Source organism: Marininema halotolerans, from assembly GCF_900116235.1.
Lineage (GTDB): Bacteria > Bacillota > Bacilli > Thermoactinomycetales > DSM-45169 > Marininema > Marininema halotolerans.
In genome coordinates, this window is record NZ_FPAA01000009.1 from 99,951 (window position 1) to 116,152 (window position 16,202).

18 protein-coding genes are annotated in these 16,202 nt (G+C 44.8%); 1 reads left to right on the forward strand and 17 read right to left on the reverse strand.

The window, feature by feature from the left end; all coding sequences use genetic code 11:
- Window positions 1-16: 16 nt before the first annotated feature.
- From CHX35_RS12450 to CHX35_RS12520, 15 genes are all read right to left on the reverse strand, one after another.
- Window positions 17-943, reverse strand: a complete 927-nt coding sequence (locus CHX35_RS12450; protein ID WP_091837898.1) for a type II secretion system F family protein — start codon at window positions 941-943, stop codon at window positions 17-19.
- On the reverse strand, window positions 940-2,319 hold the full coding sequence (locus CHX35_RS12455; RefSeq protein ID WP_091837900.1) for a TadA family conjugal transfer-associated ATPase: 1,380 nt from the start codon (window positions 2,317-2,319) through the stop codon (window positions 940-942). The genes CHX35_RS12450 and CHX35_RS12455 overlap by 4 nt, the downstream gene beginning before the upstream one ends.
- Before the next feature lie 12 nt (window positions 2,320-2,331).
- Window positions 2,332-3,519 carry a CpaE/TadZ family protein gene (locus CHX35_RS12460; RefSeq protein WP_091837901.1) on the reverse strand — a complete coding sequence of 396 codons (1,188 nt, stop codon included), beginning with the start codon at window positions 3,517-3,519 and terminating at the stop codon, window positions 2,332-2,334.
- A 17-nt stretch (window positions 3,520-3,536) separates the two neighbouring features.
- Complete coding sequence (locus tag CHX35_RS12465) at window positions 3,537-4,274, reverse strand: SAF domain-containing protein (protein WP_091837903.1); 738 nt, start codon at window positions 4,272-4,274, stop codon at window positions 3,537-3,539.
- A 107-nt stretch (window positions 4,275-4,381) separates the two neighbouring features.
- The gene (locus CHX35_RS12470) at window positions 4,382-4,843 is read right to left on the reverse strand and encodes a prepilin peptidase (RefSeq protein WP_091837905.1); all 462 of its coding nucleotides are present in this window, start codon (window positions 4,841-4,843) and stop codon (window positions 4,382-4,384) included.
- 678 nt (window positions 4,844-5,521) lie between these two features.
- Entirely contained in the window at window positions 5,522-5,830 is a 309-nt protein-coding gene (locus CHX35_RS12475; RefSeq protein ID WP_091837907.1) for a hypothetical protein, read from the reverse strand.
- Window positions 5,831-6,193: 363 nt separating this feature from the next.
- Window positions 6,194-6,502: a hypothetical protein gene (locus CHX35_RS12480; RefSeq protein ID WP_091837908.1), complete on the reverse strand. Its 309-nt coding sequence runs from the start codon at window positions 6,500-6,502 to the stop codon at window positions 6,194-6,196.
- A 41-nt stretch (window positions 6,503-6,543) separates the two neighbouring features.
- Entirely contained in the window at window positions 6,544-6,981 is a 438-nt protein-coding gene (locus CHX35_RS12485) for an EndoU domain-containing protein (protein WP_091837910.1), read from the reverse strand.
- A gap of 105 nt (window positions 6,982-7,086) precedes the next feature.
- On the reverse strand, window positions 7,087-7,311 hold the full coding sequence (locus tag CHX35_RS12490; RefSeq protein WP_091837911.1) for a hypothetical protein: 225 nt from the start codon (window positions 7,309-7,311) through the stop codon (window positions 7,087-7,089).
- A 304-nt stretch (window positions 7,312-7,615) separates the two neighbouring features.
- Window positions 7,616-9,130 (reverse strand): lysine--tRNA ligase, encoded by a 1,515-nt coding sequence (lysS, locus tag CHX35_RS12495; RefSeq protein WP_091837913.1) that lies wholly within the window; start codon window positions 9,128-9,130, stop codon window positions 7,616-7,618.
- Window positions 9,131-9,290: 160 nt separating this feature from the next.
- Window positions 9,291-10,289 carry a tRNA dihydrouridine synthase DusB gene (gene dusB, locus CHX35_RS12500; RefSeq protein ID WP_091837915.1) on the reverse strand — a complete coding sequence of 333 codons (999 nt, stop codon included), beginning with the start codon at window positions 10,287-10,289 and terminating at the stop codon, window positions 9,291-9,293.
- Window positions 10,290-10,320: 31 nt separating this feature from the next.
- Window positions 10,321-10,872, reverse strand: coding sequence for a 2-amino-4-hydroxy-6-hydroxymethyldihydropteridine diphosphokinase (gene folK, locus CHX35_RS12505; RefSeq protein ID WP_091837916.1), 552 nt, complete (start codon window positions 10,870-10,872; stop codon window positions 10,321-10,323).
- The gene (gene folB / locus CHX35_RS12510; protein WP_091837918.1) at window positions 10,869-11,228 is read right to left on the reverse strand and encodes a dihydroneopterin aldolase; all 360 of its coding nucleotides are present in this window, start codon (window positions 11,226-11,228) and stop codon (window positions 10,869-10,871) included. Before folB ends, folK begins: the two co-directional genes overlap by 4 nt.
- 14 nt (window positions 11,229-11,242) lie before the next feature.
- A complete protein-coding gene (gene folP / locus CHX35_RS12515; RefSeq protein ID WP_176392067.1) occupies window positions 11,243-12,100 on the reverse strand; it encodes a dihydropteroate synthase in 858 nt (285 codons plus the stop codon).
- A gap of 80 nt (window positions 12,101-12,180) precedes the next feature.
- Entirely contained in the window at window positions 12,181-12,765 is a 585-nt protein-coding gene (locus CHX35_RS12520; RefSeq protein ID WP_091837920.1) for an anthranilate synthase component II, read from the reverse strand.
- 425 nt (window positions 12,766-13,190) lie between these two features.
- On the opposite strand from CHX35_RS12520, the gene CHX35_RS12525 reads away from it, so the two are divergent.
- Window positions 13,191-13,955 carry a YheC/YheD family protein gene (locus tag CHX35_RS12525; RefSeq protein WP_091837921.1) on the forward strand — a complete coding sequence of 255 codons (765 nt, stop codon included), beginning with the start codon at window positions 13,191-13,193 and terminating at the stop codon, window positions 13,953-13,955.
- Between the two features lie 46 nt (window positions 13,956-14,001).
- Here the strand turns inward: CHX35_RS12525 and cysK are convergent, their stop codons facing one another.
- Window positions 14,002-14,931, reverse strand: a complete 930-nt coding sequence (gene cysK, locus CHX35_RS12530; RefSeq protein ID WP_091837923.1) for a cysteine synthase A — start codon at window positions 14,929-14,931, stop codon at window positions 14,002-14,004.
- Between the two features lie 239 nt (window positions 14,932-15,170).
- Complete coding sequence (hslO, locus tag CHX35_RS12535) at window positions 15,171-16,055, reverse strand: Hsp33 family molecular chaperone HslO (RefSeq protein ID WP_091837925.1); 885 nt, start codon at window positions 16,053-16,055, stop codon at window positions 15,171-15,173.
- Between the last annotated feature and the right edge of the window lie 147 nt (window positions 16,056-16,202).

Below are 16,202 nucleotides of genomic sequence, written 5' to 3' on the forward strand. Positions count from 1 at the left end.
CTACACCCCCTTTTTATCACACGCGAATCTGAGAGATTTTTTTTACTAGGAATACGCCTAGGACTTGCATTAAAGCAAATATCGTAAGAATGATAATTCCAGGCAAATTGGACATAATCCCCCAAAAATTATCCACCATCTTACTTAACATAAAAGCAATTAAGATTGACATCGCTGGTAATGCATAGGCAGAAGCACGAGCTTGAGCAGTTAACGCACGAATGGTTTGATGAATAATTTTCCGTTCTTCCATCGTTGAAGCCATCTCGCTCATGACCTTCGCTAAATCTCCACCTGCACGTCGTTGAATAATAAGTGCATTGATAAAAACTTGGACATCCTTCGTTTCCACCCGCTTATACAAGTCCCGAACCGAGTCTTCCAAATCTCGTCCTAGTTCTACTTCACGCACGACCTGTCCAAGTTCGTTTTTAATCGGAGCGGACATCTCTTGAACAACAAGCTGTAAACCTTGGGGAATGGATAAACCTGCGCGTGCTGCACTACTGAGTAAACGACATGCTTCAGATAGTTGATTGTCTAATCGTTGGGCATAGATGTGTTTACGCGATTTCAAAAAAATAGATGATGCGAAGTATATAACAACTGATGCAATGATGATACATAGGATGATTGACTGAATACCCACCATTAAATTCATAACGAGTGTTACTACGATCAAACCCAGAAACAAATACGCACTGTAGTCCGAAGGTTTATAATCTAAGCTTGCCTGATCCAACTTTATCCGCATTTTTTTGGCCCATTCTGTCCCATCGATACGATCAGCGACCGAATCAGACCAACTCGTTTTTTCAATTCCTTGATACATCCAATCATTTAATTTATCATGGGCTTTTTTTCTATCATTACTTAACAGCAAATAGTAATGTAATGCCCAAATTGCTGATGCCGCCGCTCCAGCGATTAAGAGAGCACTCATGGTGTGCTCACCTTCCTTGTCACTGGACTAAAAATACTTGACTCAACAGGAGCTCCATATGCATGTAATCTTTCAAAGCAACTCGGAATTTTCCCGGTTGCGGTATGAAATCCTTGAACAACCCCTTCATCATCTACGCCTGTTTGTTTGAAGTCAAACAATTCTACAAGGTCAACTGAACCATCTGGCTTCTTTTGCATTTCGGAGATGGATGTCATTTTTCGTTGCCCATCAGGAAGACGTGCAATTTGTACAATAAAGTCAATCGCTCCAACTAGATACTCCCGGATAATTGAAGGTGGCAACTCTGAGCTAGACATCATTACCATTGCTTCTAATCGCCTCATGGCATCTCCTGGGGTATTCGCATGGACGGTTGTCAGCGACCCTTCATGACCTGTGTTCATAGCTTGAAGCATGTCAAATGCTTCCGATCCCCGTACCTCACCGACAATAATGCGGTCTGGTCGCATCCGCAAGGAGTTCTTTACCAACTGTCGGATGGTAATTTCCCCTTTTCCCTCCACATTCGGAGGGCGAGCTTCCATTCCCGCTACATGACCATGGGGAATACGTAACTCGGCCATATCTTCGATAGTAACAATCCGTTCATATTCTGGAATAAAGTTTGCCAGCGCATTTAACAGCGTCGTTTTACCGCTACCTGTTCCCCCAGAAATGATAATGTTTAGCTTTGATTTTACAACAGCAGCCAAAAATGTAGCCATATCAGAAGTAAGGCTATGAAATCCGACAAGGTTATCCATTGTAATCGGATCTTTTCTAAATTTCCGGATGGATAGTAGTGAACCTTTTAAACTTACAGGAGGAATAACACCATTAACACGGCTTCCATCCGGCAACCGGGCATCTACTAAAGGGGAACTAACGTCCACTCGACGACCCAATGGGGCTACAATACGATCAATTACATGTCGTAGTGCCTCTTCATCCCTAAATTCAATATCTGTTTTATGGATACGGCCTTTCTTTTCAAAATAAATCTCTTTTGGACCATTCACCATCACTTCGGTGACATCCTGGTCCTCTAGAAGCGGCTCTAGAGGACCATATCCCACTGATTCATCGATAATACGAGTAATTAACCGATCACGATCCTGACGAGAAATTACTACTTGTTCATCAGCTAAATAACGACCGATTAAACGATCCAAAGTTATACGTAATTCACTAGAAGGCATCTGTGTTAGTTTTTCTAGATCCGTTTCGCTTAGTAGCCGAGCTTTAAAGTGACGGGCAAGTGCATCTAGCCGCGCCTCACTTGCTGCTGGTTTCACAGGCTTTGATACGGACGATCGCTGTGCCTGCCGCATTCGAGGAGAATTTTGTGGTTTTTCTCGATTAAATAGGGACATGTCTATTCCTCCTTAGGAAGCGGAAGCGGTTCGGTTGGACTGCTGTTCTAACAAAGAGTCGGCTAATTTTTTCACATCTTTTAGGAAAACCGATCCTCGTTTTTCTTTACGTGTTGTCCGAAGAGGAACTCCTCGGTTGATAGCTGGTTGTACCTTCTTGGCATCTTCACGCAATGCACCTTGGATAGGAAAGTCAAAATGCTGTTTTATATCTTTATCACGTAGCTCCGTTTCGCGACCAATTCGATTTAAAATCAGTTCCAGACGATCAGCAGGATCGACCCCAATTTTATCGAACAAGTCTAACACTTGACTAAATGAACGAATGGATGGTGCATCTGGAGACATAATGTAAAACATCTTATCTGCTTCTTCTAACGCTGCATAACTAATCGCATTCATATCTGTAGGAAGATCGACCAAAATGTAGTCATAATACAGTCGAGATGCTCTCAGTAGCCGTTGTACATGTTCTTCTGTAACTTGTTCTGCAATTTCTGCATCCCGAGGGCTTACTAGAACTTCCATATGGGAAACCTTTTCAATTGCGGTCACATTACGAATGTGGTTATCATTTAACTCTTTTAAAACAGGTGTCAAATCATAGATTGACCTCTCATGATCGACATCTAAGTAAGTTTCCACACCACCAAATTGGAGGTTTAGATCCACAAGTAGTACACTACTATTAGAGTCCATCTGAAGAGTCTGAGCGAGGGTTGCTGCAACTAAACTACGACCACAACCACCCTTTCCGCTATAAAAAGTCATTACTTGTCCTCGACCCCACGTAAAGCCACCTGATACCCTTTCTTTTACTTCTTTTTGTAACTCCCCCGCTTTTACCGCTCGGTTAAGTACATCCAAAATTGCTGTAATCTCATCCGGCATAAATAGAATGTCAAATGCACCAGAACGACTAACATCACGTGCTTTTATGGGATCTCTCTTATTTGTTAAGTACACAACCTGACAATTTGGCAACTCATTTACAATATAATGAAGAAGTTGCAATCCGTTCGAGTCATCCCTTGGCTCTTGTAATATCACTATATCTGGCTCTAAACGTGCAATCTCTCTTCGTACTTCATCGGGGGTAATATTCATATAATGTGGAAAAGAATTAGCAATACGACTAATAATATCTTGAGCATGAGTTGCATCCTCATCAACCACTAACAATTTAACGGCTTCACTCATTACCTATCCCCCCTTTGTTATTGTTTTCCCGTTCCCTGGTTTGGAGAGGTTTTTGATTTTTGTTGAGGTTTTAAATTATTTGATTTCCCTTGAGTTATTTGTTGTTTCGTTTGATTATTGTTTGACTGTTGTTGTGCTCCCTCATCGGATATCTTTTGTTTTTGAGGTGCTTTAATCACTCGAATGGAATGTGCAAAGTTCTCAGCTTCAACCAACTTTCTTGCTTCATCCATCGATAGTTCTAAACCAAGAAAACTATTCTTACTACCCACTCTGAAAACCAACTTATCTTTCAACATAAATTTCGTAGATCCTCCGCCATTTTCTGCATAGGAAACTATTATATCTACTCGATCTTGTGTCTGAAAATAATCATCAAATAATACCCGATCAGATCCACGCAATTCAACTACACGCTTCTCTGAGTTCTCCAACTCCGTTATTGGTCGTAATACATTACTTGTCAGCTCATCACCTTTTGTAATAGAAACAATCGAAACATTTCCGTCGATTTCTTCCAAATCCCCTACCTGATTGGGTTTGTAATACCGCTCAGGCACTGACTTGACTTCAAAATCCGTCCGACGCAATGGCTCACGAGATGAAATATCACGTTTGGCCACTAGCACCATCCGTTCTTCACCTAGCCCCGCTCGTAATGCGTTACTCTCCTGCAAAAACATGAATCCAGCTACGGCTGCCAATATGACAGATAAGATAGCGAATATAATCGCTCTACGTTTGGCATCTTGCATCGAAGCAACACCCTTATCCATAGAAGTAAAAATAACTAAAAAAATAGTTACAGAAATATTAAGATATTATAGGTGAATAATTCAGATAACAACGACCATTATCTAAATTACATCCAGATAACCATTCCATAAGTAATAATGACTCCTGCTAATATAAAAGGGGCAAAGGGCATTTCCCACTTGCGATCCACATCTTTGCGGTGTTTTATTTTTGCAAAGATCGCAAAAAATGCGCCAAGAAGATGGGATATAAAGAAAATAAGTAATAGTGCATCCAAACCTAAAGCAAAAGCGATAGCAGCAAATAACTTAATGTCCCCACCACCAATTGATCGCCCACCCGTCAGGATAGCGATCACAGCAAGCCCAAGGAAAACCCCTATCGCTGACAAGCTATACTCCAGCCAAGGAACAGAACCTTCGGTAAACTGCTCGTAACAATGAAGGAGGAACCCCCATCCGAGAAGGGAGAGCACAAACCGATCATAAATTAATCGTTCTCGTAAATCCGTCCAGGTTGCCAAAAGAAGAATAATAAGCGTTCCGATAAATAATAGATGTTGGATCATCCTGTCTACCCCGTTGAAAGAATTCCGTTGCTTTTTTGGAAACAATTCCTTCTATCGACTATTATAAGTGAATGAGGGTGAGAATCAACCGCTATCATAAAAATATGTCAAAATAACTACAAATGAAGAGCATCTTCTAATGTTCTCTGTTGACTCTTTTATTAATAAAATCGCCTAATCCCTTTATTTATGGGCATTTAAGGACATACAGAAACTATTAGGTACCTTGCTAATTATTTTTTATTCGATAGATATAGGTCAAAAGTACTAGACTCTCCGTTAGGATGTAAGGGTTGCATATCCATTTATCACTCTTGATTTGGAAAATAAATTGGATTTCAATTCATAAAAATTACAGGTATTGAAAGATAAATACACTACATCTGCTAATATACACTTACAACGAGGTCTCACATTATCGTACATCTTACTTTTAACGAAAAGGATACCATAGGTGCGTCGCAAGTTGACCATTTTAGCCACTTTTATAAATTATTAAAATGAGCGCAAAAAACAAATCTTCTTTTTAGGGTGTTCCATGCAACCACCCATTTCTGTTTCCAGAAGTCCCTATGCATTCCCTATTCGCTTATATCGTTATTTATCGTTGATTCACATTCTTTTCCATACCTAAGTCATTTTCCAATTCCTTGTCATATGCTCGATTAAACGCTTCTCTTACTCTTCGCCGTACTTTTCACTATACTCATCCATCACTTTTTTCCAATGGCTGAGGAGCAGAGCTTCATTGCATGTTTCTTTATCTATCCCTATTCCACCCTTCATAGTTCCGCTCCAATTGCTAATATATTCAACACCTTGTGTACCACACTTTTTTGTTTCAACAAATTCATGGTACGCACTTACAAGGTCCCGAATCTCATAGCCTTCATACTTCACTAACAACGTAATGTACATCCATACACTACTTGCATCATCATCTTCTGGATAGTTTTCTTCTAAAAATTGAAACAAGCATTCATCCATAAGATATTTCCTCCAATCTCTTTAACCTACCTTAGCATAATATCTTTACTTAGATTGAATGTTCTCAAGCTCTTGCGTCTCGTTATATTAGTGTTACCTATATCCATTCCGAAACCGTCTTAATCGTTACATAAACAAAAGCCCCTTATATAAGGGGCTTTTGCTACTAACCTGTTATCCCGATTCTGCTTCCTAGAGAACTTCGACATGTAGTAGATTAATAGAGTGTAAGTCATCCTGTAGCGACATCAAAAAGACAGCGTTCCAAACACCTAATCTTCCAAACCCATATTGGATAGTGGCATGATCAATCGGTTTGAACTACTTTGTATAATACACCGACAACTTAGATATAAATCTCAATTACTCTTCGCCGTACTTTTCAATATACTCATCCATCACCTTTTTCCAGTGGCTGAGGAGCAAAGCTTCGTTGCATTTTGCTTTGTTCATCCCCGTTCCTGCTTCCATCGTTCCACTCCAATCACCTATTATTTCAACACCTTGTGTACCACCATGTTTATTCTCAATAAACTTATGATACTCACGTACAAGGTTCTGAATCTTATAACCTTCATATTCAACCAATAATGTAATATACATCCATACACGACTTGCATCATCATCCTCTGGATAATTATCTTCTAAAAATCGAAACAAGCGTTCATCCATACGATATCTCCTCCTTCACTTTTTAGATTACCCTCTTACTATTAAAATTTGGGGTAGTGGGTATCTATATAATCCACCGTCCCATCGGGCCTGGGTATCACATACCCCTCCACTTCGATAGTCTTGCCATCCGGTCCTTTTACCTTTGAATTAAACCTCACAGGCCTGACGTCTCCCTTTACAATCATGTAAGGCAACGACCCATTCCCCTTTAAAAAGTCCGATAATGCTTGATTTCCCATGTCATCAATTTCTTTATCCGTATAGTGGTCTGGATAAACAGTTTTAGTCACTTTTTTACTGGTTTTCGACTCTACTTCAGGATCAACATCCTCTGGATTTGTGTTTCTCATATTGGGAGGGATAATTTTATTACATCTCTTTTTTTGGCTCTTACTGATATTAGGATCCTGCAGATCTTTTAATGCTTGCTTAATATTTTCATATTTCTTTCTTGTTTTGGGATCGTGTCCTACCATTTCTACTTCAACTTCCCTTACACCTGTATGTGGATTAATGGACACATTTGTAATATTATAGCCATCTTTTTGTACACGTTGCTGGAGATTTTTCTAATTATGCAATCAATTCCCATACCGTTTTCCATAGTAAGCGGATTGAGCATCTTCAGATATCTCACCATTATGGACATGATTTCTTGTATGGCTATTCGTAAAAGTAGACGGATTCTTACTTGGAATGTTCGAAGATGAGGAGCTATGACCCGAAGCATGTGGGCATGCTTCTCCGTTGATCACAGCCAAAACCTTATCCTTTATCATTCCAGCGAAGCTCTGCTCACCGGACATTGTAAAGAGTACTCCTGCAAGTAATGCACCTAACATCAATATAATGACATATTCTACCGTTGAACTACCTTTATTTGAAAGGGATAACGACTCCATCGATTCATTCGTTTCACGGATTCACCATAATTGCAATCATAGATATTGTAATGATAAGGCCAAGTGGAATAATAACAATCGATCCGAATCCCTTCAGCAAACAAACAATTCGAGGCTCTCGTAAACTTTACAAAGGTATGTCGTCACAACAAAAAGCACCCTTCTTCACAAAAGGGTGCTTTTTACTATCCAATTATTTACCTATAACTTATCCCTGATCCCGCATCACCGGGAACAACAGGACGTCACGGATGGAAGGGCTATCCGTCAGCAACATGACGAGACGATCAATCCCAATTCCGAGGCCGCCTGTGGGAGGCATGCCATATTCGAGGGCTTCGAGGAAGTCTTCGTCCATGGGGTGGGCTTCGTCGTTACCTTGGGCTTTTTCCTTCACTTGCGCTTCAAAACGCTCCCGTTGATCAATGGGGTCATTGAGCTCGGTGAAGGCGTTGGCGTGTTCACGACCGACGATGAAGAGTTCAAAGCGGTCGGTGAAGCGAGGATCATCTGCGTTTTTCTTCGCCAGAGGTGAAATCTCGAGGGGGTGACCATAGACGAAGGTCGGCTGGATGAGGGTCTCCTCTACCTTTTGCTCGAAGAATTCATTGACGATGTGACCATAGGTCATCCCTGGTTTGGTTATGATGCCGTGTTCCTTGGCAAGGGCGAGGGCTTCGTCATCGCTCATCACTTTCCAGAAATCGACTCCGGTTTGTTCTTGAATGAGATCGACCATGTGTTTGCGTGCCCATGGGCTGGTAAGGCGAATCTCCTCACCGGCATAGGTGACGGTGTCTGAACCGAGAACATCCTTTGCCGCATGGGTGATGATGTTTTCGGTCAGATCCATGATGTCATGAAAATCCGCATAGGCTTCATAGAGTTCCAGCATCGTAAACTCAGGATTATGACGAGTCGAGATGCCTTCGTTCCGATAGACGCGGCCGATTTCATACACCTTTTCAATGCCACCGACGATCAGGCGCTTGAGGTGTAACTCAATCGCGATCCGCATATACAGTTCCATATCGAGGGTATTGTGGTGGGTGATAAAGGGACGTGCCGCTGCACCACCTGGAATGGTATGAAGGGTAGGCGTTTCAACTTCTAAATACCCTTCTTGATCCAGAAAGCGGCGAATGGAACTAATTATTTTACTCCGCGCGATAAAGGTATCCTTCACTTCTGGGTTCATGATCAGATCCAGGTATCGTTTGCGATAGCGGATCTCCACGTCTTTTAAGCCATGGAATTTTTCTGGTAGCGGCCGCAGGGATTTGGAGAGGAAGGTAAGTTCACGGGCTTGGACACTGGTCTCCCCGCGATTGGTCTTAAAGACAATGCCTTGAATCCCAAACCAATCCCCTAGATCGGCACTGGTAAAGGTTTCGTATTGTTCCTCACCCACGGTATCCTTGCGCACGTAGATTTGAATGCGACCCGATTGGTCTTGGAGATGGGCAAAGGAGGCTTTCCCTTGTTTCCGTTTAGCAACGAGACGACCAGCAATGACTGCTGGCTGGCTCCTCTCGGCAAGCTCTTCTTTGGAATATTCTCCATAGGCAGACACGATATCCTGGGCAAGATCCGTGCGGTCAAATTTTTGACCAAAGGGATCAATGCCTCGCTCACGTAAGGTGGTCAGTTTGTTGCGCCGGATTTGCAGGAGCTCGTTTAGCTCTTCTTCCTGCAAAGGGGCTTGTTCTTCTTCTCGACTCACGTCGGATTCACACCTTTCCAAATTGCAATACGCCCGATTCACGCGTCATCATTCGTTATGGGCAAAAATGAAGGACATTAGACCGATGAAAGCCGTCGGAGCCCGACGGCAAGATGATACTACTATACTACACTTTGAACCGATGGCAAACGCCTTAACCTTAGGCGGGTACTTCCTTTTGTTGCTCTTCCAAGCGATCGACAAAGTCACTTAATACCGTTGCCATGCCGTCCCGTGTGACTTGTTCATTCACCTGATCCTTGATCCGAGCACTGCCACGCATTCCCCGTAGATACCATGCAGCGTGTTTCCGCATTTCCCGCACCGCTACATCTTCCCCGCGCAGGGCAATCAAGCGATCCATGTGTAGGATGGCAATATCGATTTTTTCCCGTGGATTCGGCTCGGGTGCCAGCTCCCCAGTCGTCAAGTAATGAATCGTGCGATACAGCATCCAGGGATTCCCCAGTGCCGCCCGTCCGATCATCACGCCATCACAGCCCGTTGTATCAAGCATCCGCCGGGCATCTTCTGGGGTTTGAATATCGCCGTTACCAATCACGGGGATATCCACCGCTTCCTTCACTTGCCGGATAATGTCCCAATCGGCTTTTCCGGTGTACATCTGTACCCGGGTACGACCATGGAGGGAAACAGCTTGCCCCCCTGCCCGCTGAATCCGCTGGGCATTTTCCACGGCGTAGATATGTTCTTCATCCCAGCCCATCCGCATTTTTACGGTGACCGGTTTCTCTACGACATCAACAACCGCTGAAACCATCTCTTCAATCTTGTCTGGATTGAGCAGCCAACGGGCTCCAGCATCACATTTAGTGATTTTCGGTACGGGACACCCCATGTTGATATCAATAATATCTGCGTTGGTATGTTGATCAACGACTCGGGCCGCCTCCACCAAGGAATCCTTATCCCCACCAAAGATTTGGAGGGAAAGGGGTTTTTCCCGCTCATCCACATAGAGCATCTGCTTCGTCCGTTCATTTCCATGGATGATCGCCTTATCGCTTACCATCTCCGCACAAACAAGGCCCGTGCCAAATTCCTTAGCAATGAGGCGGAAGGCGGGGTTACATACTCCTGCCATCGGGGCGAGCACCACATTGTTTTTTGTTTCCACGGATCCAATTTTTAATTTCATCCCTCTACACCTCCTTTTTTAATCCATCCCTTTACATCCGATGATGCTCGGAAATCGTATCCAGGGACGCTTGAGGTTGGGGCTGCCAAGGCAACGTCCCCAAACATCGAATGTCCTCACCCGAAATCGTTTCTTCCATCCACTCGGTCACACTTTTTCTGGTGCCAGGAATGATTCTCTTTGGTACAAGGTCCGCCAGGGGAACCAAGACAAAGGAGCGATGGGTCATGCGTGGGTGGGGAACCAAAAGTCCCTCTTCTTCTATCTTTTCATCTCCATAAAGTAATAAATCCAGATCCATCGTTCGAGGACCCCAGCGTACCTCCCGCACACGATGAAGGTCTCTTTCAATCGCCAAGAGATCATCGAGTAACGCTTGCGGTGAACGGGTGGTTTCAAGGGCCGCACATAGATTCAGAAAATCTGGCTGATCGCGTAACCCCCAGGGCTCGGTTTCATAGACCTGGGAAATCGCCGTTACCTGGATACCTGCATGTTGGTCCAACCGTTCCAAGGCTTCCACCAGATTGGCTATGCGATCACCCAGATTGGTTCCAAGACCAATGTACACGGTATGGGTCATGATCGTTTCCTACGAATCTCGACACCGACGGATTCATAGTGCCCGGGAATGGGAGGATCTGGCTTGGTCACACGCACCATCACCTCATGCAAAGGAAAGTCGGTCAGGAGACGATCAGCAATTCTCTCTGCTAAGGTTTCCACTAAAGCAAAGGTATGGTCCTCAACGATCCCCTTCACCGCTTCATAAACCGAGGCATAATTGACTGTGCGATCAAGGTCATCCGTATCCGCCGCCGGTTTGAGATCCATCATGAGCTCAAGATCGACAAGAAAGCGCTGACCGAGGCGATTCTCTTCTGAAAAGGCCCCATGGTATGCATAGAAAGCCATCTTATTAAAAAAGATCCGATCCATTTCCCTCACTCCTTTCACACCACCGCGCGTACCATCGCATCTGTCATACGGGCTACCCGTACCATCTCTTTGACATCATGAACCCGTATCAGTTGGCAACCCTTTGCAATACCAAGGGCTACGGTTGCCCCGGTTCCCTCTACCCGTTGATGAACAGGAAGATTTAGCGTATTCCCCACCATGGATTTTCGTGACGTACCCAGTAGCACAGGATACCCAAGGGCAACAATTTGCTCGAGATGCCTCATGACAACCAGGTTTTCTTGATGGGACTTAGCGAATCCAATCCCTGGATCCAGAATGATGTTCTCATCGGCTACACCTGCATTGCGAGCGAGGGCAACGCTCTCCAACAGTTCTTGACATACCTCGTTCATCAACTGGCGATACCCTGTCTTTACTCGATTATGCATTAAAATCACAGGCACATTGAACTTGGCAACGACAGAGGCCATCACGGGGTCTTTCTTCATTCCCCATACATCATTGATGATGTGCGCCCCTGCCTTTACTGCTTGGCGTGCTGTCTCTGCTTTATAGGTGTCAATCGAGATGGGACAATCGATTTCTTGTGCAAGGCGTTCGATGACGGGCAAGACACGATCCAATTCCTCTTCCATCGGTACCACCTGATGTCCCGGTCGTGTGGATTCCCCGCCAACGTCAATGATATCAGCCCCTGCTTCGATCATCGCCTGGGCATGAGCCACTGCACCGTCCAGTCGATTATACTTTCCTCCATCCGAGAAGGAATCCGGAGTCAAGTTGAGGATTCCCATCACGACGGTTCGTTCATGAATGGGCAGTCGATAAGGGCCCACTTGAAAAGGGGCCCTTCGAAATTGTGATTGTGATTCCATCGATCGGTACATCGATCCTTCTCCTTCATGGCGATTCCTTTCACTTCAAAAAGAATGCCTTCCATCTGCAATTCTGCGTCCATCCTTCTTTCTTAACGAAGCACAACCGGACGAACGGTCTCCATAAAGTTGGCCAACATCCGCTTGCCCTCTTCCGTTAAGATCGATTCTGGATGAAACTGCACACCCTCGAGGGGGTAATGGCGATGACGGATCGCCATGACCTCTCCTTCCGCCGTCTCAGCACTCACCTCAAATTCAGGGGGAATGCTTTTCCGATCCACGATGAGCGAGTGGTATCGATTGGCGCGAAATGGAGAGGAAAGCCCTCTAAAAAGAGTCTTCCCATCGTGATATACCGGCGAAGTTTTGCCATGCATCAGTCGTTCAGCCCGCACAACAGAACCGCCAAAAGCTTGGGCAATCGTTTGGTGCCCCAAGCAGACCCCTAATATTGGGATCTTCCCAGAGAGATGCTGAACTACGTCCAAACTGATCCCCGCTTCGTCTGGATTGCCTGGACCTGGGGAAATCAGGATCGCATCCGGGGAGCGTGCCTCAATTTCCTCTAAGGAGATACGGTCGTTGCGATGCACCTCCATCTTCTCACCCAGCTCACCCAAATATTGCACTAAGTTATACGTAAATGAATCGTAGTTGTCGATGACTAAAATCATTTTTCTCGTCTCCTCTCATCTATTCTCGTCTCTGCTCTACTACAACGAGCCTTCTTACTGACTATGAACCATGCAATCTCACCTTCATATAGAAGGGGATATCCTTCCCAATAGTTTACACCAAAATCGAACCTGAAAAAAGAGTCCCCTGCTGGATAATCACTTCCAATCAGGTTTGTTGATCATCTTATTTTTGGAAAAAGGAAGGAGGTGCCTGGGAGCAAAAAAGCGTTGCCATCAATCAATCCTGGTAAGGGAGTGCTGGGTCATCAAACCGCCCGACTTTAAGGAGTAAATTTTGTATTGGTTCAGACCCCTTCCTGGGTAAGTGATCCTATCACTTTGTATGCTCACAACATAAGATAAGATACCTGTCTCATGGAATGTAGCAAGAAAAATGATTTTCCCAGCAAAGGAGTCGTCAAATGGTTCAAGTCGGTTATAAGTGGGAACTGCATAAAAGGCTCATGCGCGATAAACTATTGGCTTCTACCTTGCCCGAAACCTATCTATGGAGCCCCAAAGTCATGTGGAGCATGTTCCAACGCTATCCATCTGTCATATTAAAACCCTCGGGAGGTACGGGTGGCTACGCAGTCTTTCATATCCTTCGTAAATCTCCCCACCAATACGAACTGCGCTACGGGAAAGAAAAGAAAGTGGCCAATGGAAAAGTCGCTTTGGAACGTTTACTCCAACGTTTCATCCCTATCGGAGGGACGAAGTATCTGATTCAGAATCGAATTCCTTTAGTCAGTGTGAATCATTCACCGATTGATATTCGATTTATGGTTCAGAGAAGACAGGTAAATAGCCCTTGGGTGATTACCGGTCACCTTGCGAAAATCGCAGGGAAGGGATACTTCATCACCAATATGGAACGAAGTCGCGGCGCCGTGATTCCTACACAGCAGGCGATTTCCTTAGCGAAGTTTGATCGTCCTGTGTCGGTGCCACAGCTTATGAAAAGTATGAGTCAAATTAGTCTCCGTGCTTCTAAAATGGTTGGCCGTTCGCCAGTATGTAAAGCAATCGGCATGGATTTAGCCCTAGATCGGCGCGGAAAGATCTGGATTATAGAAGCCAACCCACAACCCATCGCAAGTCCTGCGATCAATTTCTTTAAGCATTTAAAAGATAAGAGCATGTATCAACGGATGATTCAATTTGGTTACAACCCCAACAAATAATCACTCGTCGATTAAAAAAGAGAGCCCCTTAGGCTCTCTTTTCCGTTTATTCTTCTCCAAATTGATAAAGTTCAGTGGTTAGATAACGTTCCCCATTGGATGGGATCACCGCAACCACCCGTTTACCGGCACCAAGCCGTCGAGCCACTTTCATCGCAGCAGCGATCGCCGCACCTGAAGAGATGCCTCCTAAAATTCCCTCTTCCTTCGCCAAACGACGGGCCCAAGTAAAGGCTTCTTCGTTATCAATGGTTAACACTTCATCATAAATGTTGGTATCTAAGATATCCGGTGCAAAACCCGCCCCGATTCCCTGAATTTTATGGGGTCCGGGTTGTCCGCCAGAGAGAACCGGTGATGCACTCGGTTCTACAGCAATCACTTCCACCCCAGGGATTTTTTCCTTTAGCACTTTACCGGCACCTGTGATCGTACCCCCGGTACCAATGCCCGATACAAAGGCGTCAATCTTCCCGTCCATCTGCCGAACCAACTCAGGACCCGTTGTTACCTCATGAATTTTCACGTTATCCGCGTTTTTAAATTGTTGAGGCATAAAATAATCCGGGTTCTCTGCTTGGATTTCCTCGGCCTTGGCAATGGCCCCTTTCATTCCCTCAGGCCCTGGCGTCAACACCAGCTCGGCTCCATAGGCACGTAAGAGATTGCGACGTTCCAGACTCATCGTCTCAGGCATGACCAACAAGGCACGGTATCCCTTTGCGGCAGCCACCATCGCGAGGCCAATCCCCGTATTCCCACTTGTGGGTTCAATAATGGTAGAACCGGGTTTTAAATCCCCACGTTTTTCTGCCTCTGTAATCATGCTATAGGCAATCCGGTCCTTCACACTACTACCTGGGTTAAAGTATTCCAGCTTCAGATAGACATCTGCATCCGCTTTCCCTACGATCCGATTTAGTTTAACGATGGGGGTTTCCCCGATCAATTGTAGGATATTATCGGCTACACGCATGAAAAATCCTCCTCTATAAATAACCAAGTAGTTCGGTCGGTATATATGGTTTATTGTATCCAGTAAGACCCCAATTGTCAATCAATGCAACTTGTTCCGCGCCTTTTCCTACCTGATCGCTTGGGATTATTTTCAGGGTCGATCCCATCCTGATTATTCATCAGAGGCAGCCGATAATCATCTTTACAAAATGACAGGGAGGAAGTTAGGCTCATCCAACACCCTAACGATGGCGGTGATTACTCCACTTCCACTTCTCGCTTTAACTTTTCTAATTCCTCTTTTGAGAAGGTATACGCTTCATTGCAAAAGTGACAAATCACTTCCGCCTGACCTTGCTCCTCAATAAGGTTCGTCAATTCTTGCGCGCCAAGGGTCTTTAACGTTGCTTCGATACGATCCTGGGAGCATTGACATTGAAAGGCGATTTCCTGACGATGGTGCATGGACCACTCATCACCCAAAATGCGATATAAAATCTCTTCGGCTCTAGCACCGGCCTGCATCTGTTGAGTCACCGAGGGCATCCCTTGAATTCGCTTTTCCAACTCGTTGATTAACGCATCATCTGCTCCAGGCATCATTTGCAGGATAAAACCACCTGCCTGGAGGATCGATGCATCCCGATCAACCAGTACACCTACACCCACCGCGGAGGGAATTTGTTCGGATACCGTAAGATAATACGTAAAGTCATCCCCCAACTCCCCAGACACCAGGTGAACACTTCCACGATAAGGATCCTTTAATCCCAGATCCTGAATGATGTTTAAGCTACCTTGTCCAACCCCTCCAGCAACATCCAGTTTGCCCACGCTGTTTAACGGGAGATCGACAGCAGGATTATCTACATATCCCCGGACATGTCCTTGTGCATCCGCATCGACTACGATCTGACCAAGAGGACCATCCCCTGTCACCTGGATCGTCAATCGATCCGTTGGGTTTTTCATCATCATCGCCATCATTGCCCCAGCCGTGGCTGTTCGACCCAGTGCAGCACTCGCTACTGGCCACGTCTGATGTCGCCGTTGCAACTCGCTAACCAACTCGGTCGTTACCGCTGCAAAAGCACGTACTTGTCCATCAAATGCTGTACCACGAATCACATAATCGTTACTCATAACCTACCCTACCTTCTTTGTTATAAACCTCTACTTATCATCCATTCCCTTTGAAAAATACTTCCCCATACACCAACGAATTGATTCTACACTCAACAAAATCAATTTCATTTCGAAAAGCCATTGAAGGACCGCCGTTTGGCACCA

What these genes read in the sequence shown, in the direction of transcription:
- CHX35_RS12450 (WP_091837898.1), bottom strand. Translation starts at nt 943, where the DNA reads ATGAGTGCTCTCTTAATCGCTGGAGCGGCGGCATCAGCAATTTGGGCA.
- CHX35_RS12455 (WP_091837900.1), bottom strand. Translation starts at nt 2,319, where the DNA reads ATGTCCCTATTTAATCGAGAAAAACCACAAAATTCTCCTCGAATGCGG.
- CHX35_RS12460 (WP_091837901.1), bottom strand. Translation starts at nt 3,519, where the DNA reads ATGAGTGAAGCCGTTAAATTGTTAGTGGTTGATGAGGATGCAACTCAT.
- CHX35_RS12465 (WP_091837903.1), bottom strand. Translation starts at nt 4,274, where the DNA reads ATGCAAGATGCCAAACGTAGAGCGATTATATTCGCTATCTTATCTGTC.
- CHX35_RS12470 (WP_091837905.1), bottom strand. Translation starts at nt 4,843, where the DNA reads ATGATCCAACATCTATTATTTATCGGAACGCTTATTATTCTTCTTTTG.
- CHX35_RS12475 (WP_091837907.1), bottom strand. Translation starts at nt 5,830, where the DNA reads ATGGATGAATGCTTGTTTCAATTTTTAGAAGAAAACTATCCAGAAGAT.
- CHX35_RS12480 (WP_091837908.1), bottom strand. Translation starts at nt 6,502, where the DNA reads ATGGATGAACGCTTGTTTCGATTTTTAGAAGATAATTATCCAGAGGAT.
- CHX35_RS12485 (WP_091837910.1), bottom strand. Translation starts at nt 6,981, where the DNA reads ATGGTAGGACACGATCCCAAAACAAGAAAGAAATATGAAAATATTAAG.
- CHX35_RS12490 (WP_091837911.1), bottom strand. Translation starts at nt 7,311, where the DNA reads ATGTCCGGTGAGCAGAGCTTCGCTGGAATGATAAAGGATAAGGTTTTG.
- dusB (WP_091837915.1), bottom strand. Translation starts at nt 10,289, where the DNA reads ATGAAATTAAAAATTGGATCCGTGGAAACAAAAAACAATGTGGTGCTC.
- folK (WP_091837916.1), bottom strand. Translation starts at nt 10,872, where the DNA reads ATGACCCATACCGTGTACATTGGTCTTGGAACCAATCTGGGTGATCGC.
- folB (WP_091837918.1), bottom strand. Translation starts at nt 11,228, where the DNA reads ATGGATCGGATCTTTTTTAATAAGATGGCTTTCTATGCATACCATGGG.
- folP (WP_176392067.1), bottom strand. Translation starts at nt 12,100, where the DNA reads ATGTACCGATCGATGGAATCACAATCACAATTTCGAAGGGCCCCTTTT.
- CHX35_RS12520 (WP_091837920.1), bottom strand. Translation starts at nt 12,765, where the DNA reads ATGATTTTAGTCATCGACAACTACGATTCATTTACGTATAACTTAGTG.
- CHX35_RS12525 (WP_091837921.1), top strand. Translation starts at nt 13,191, where the DNA reads ATGGTTCAAGTCGGTTATAAGTGGGAACTGCATAAAAGGCTCATGCGC.
- cysK (WP_091837923.1), bottom strand. Translation starts at nt 14,931, where the DNA reads ATGCGTGTAGCCGATAATATCCTACAATTGATCGGGGAAACCCCCATC.
- hslO (WP_091837925.1), bottom strand. Translation starts at nt 16,055, where the DNA reads ATGAGTAACGATTATGTGATTCGTGGTACAGCATTTGATGGACAAGTA.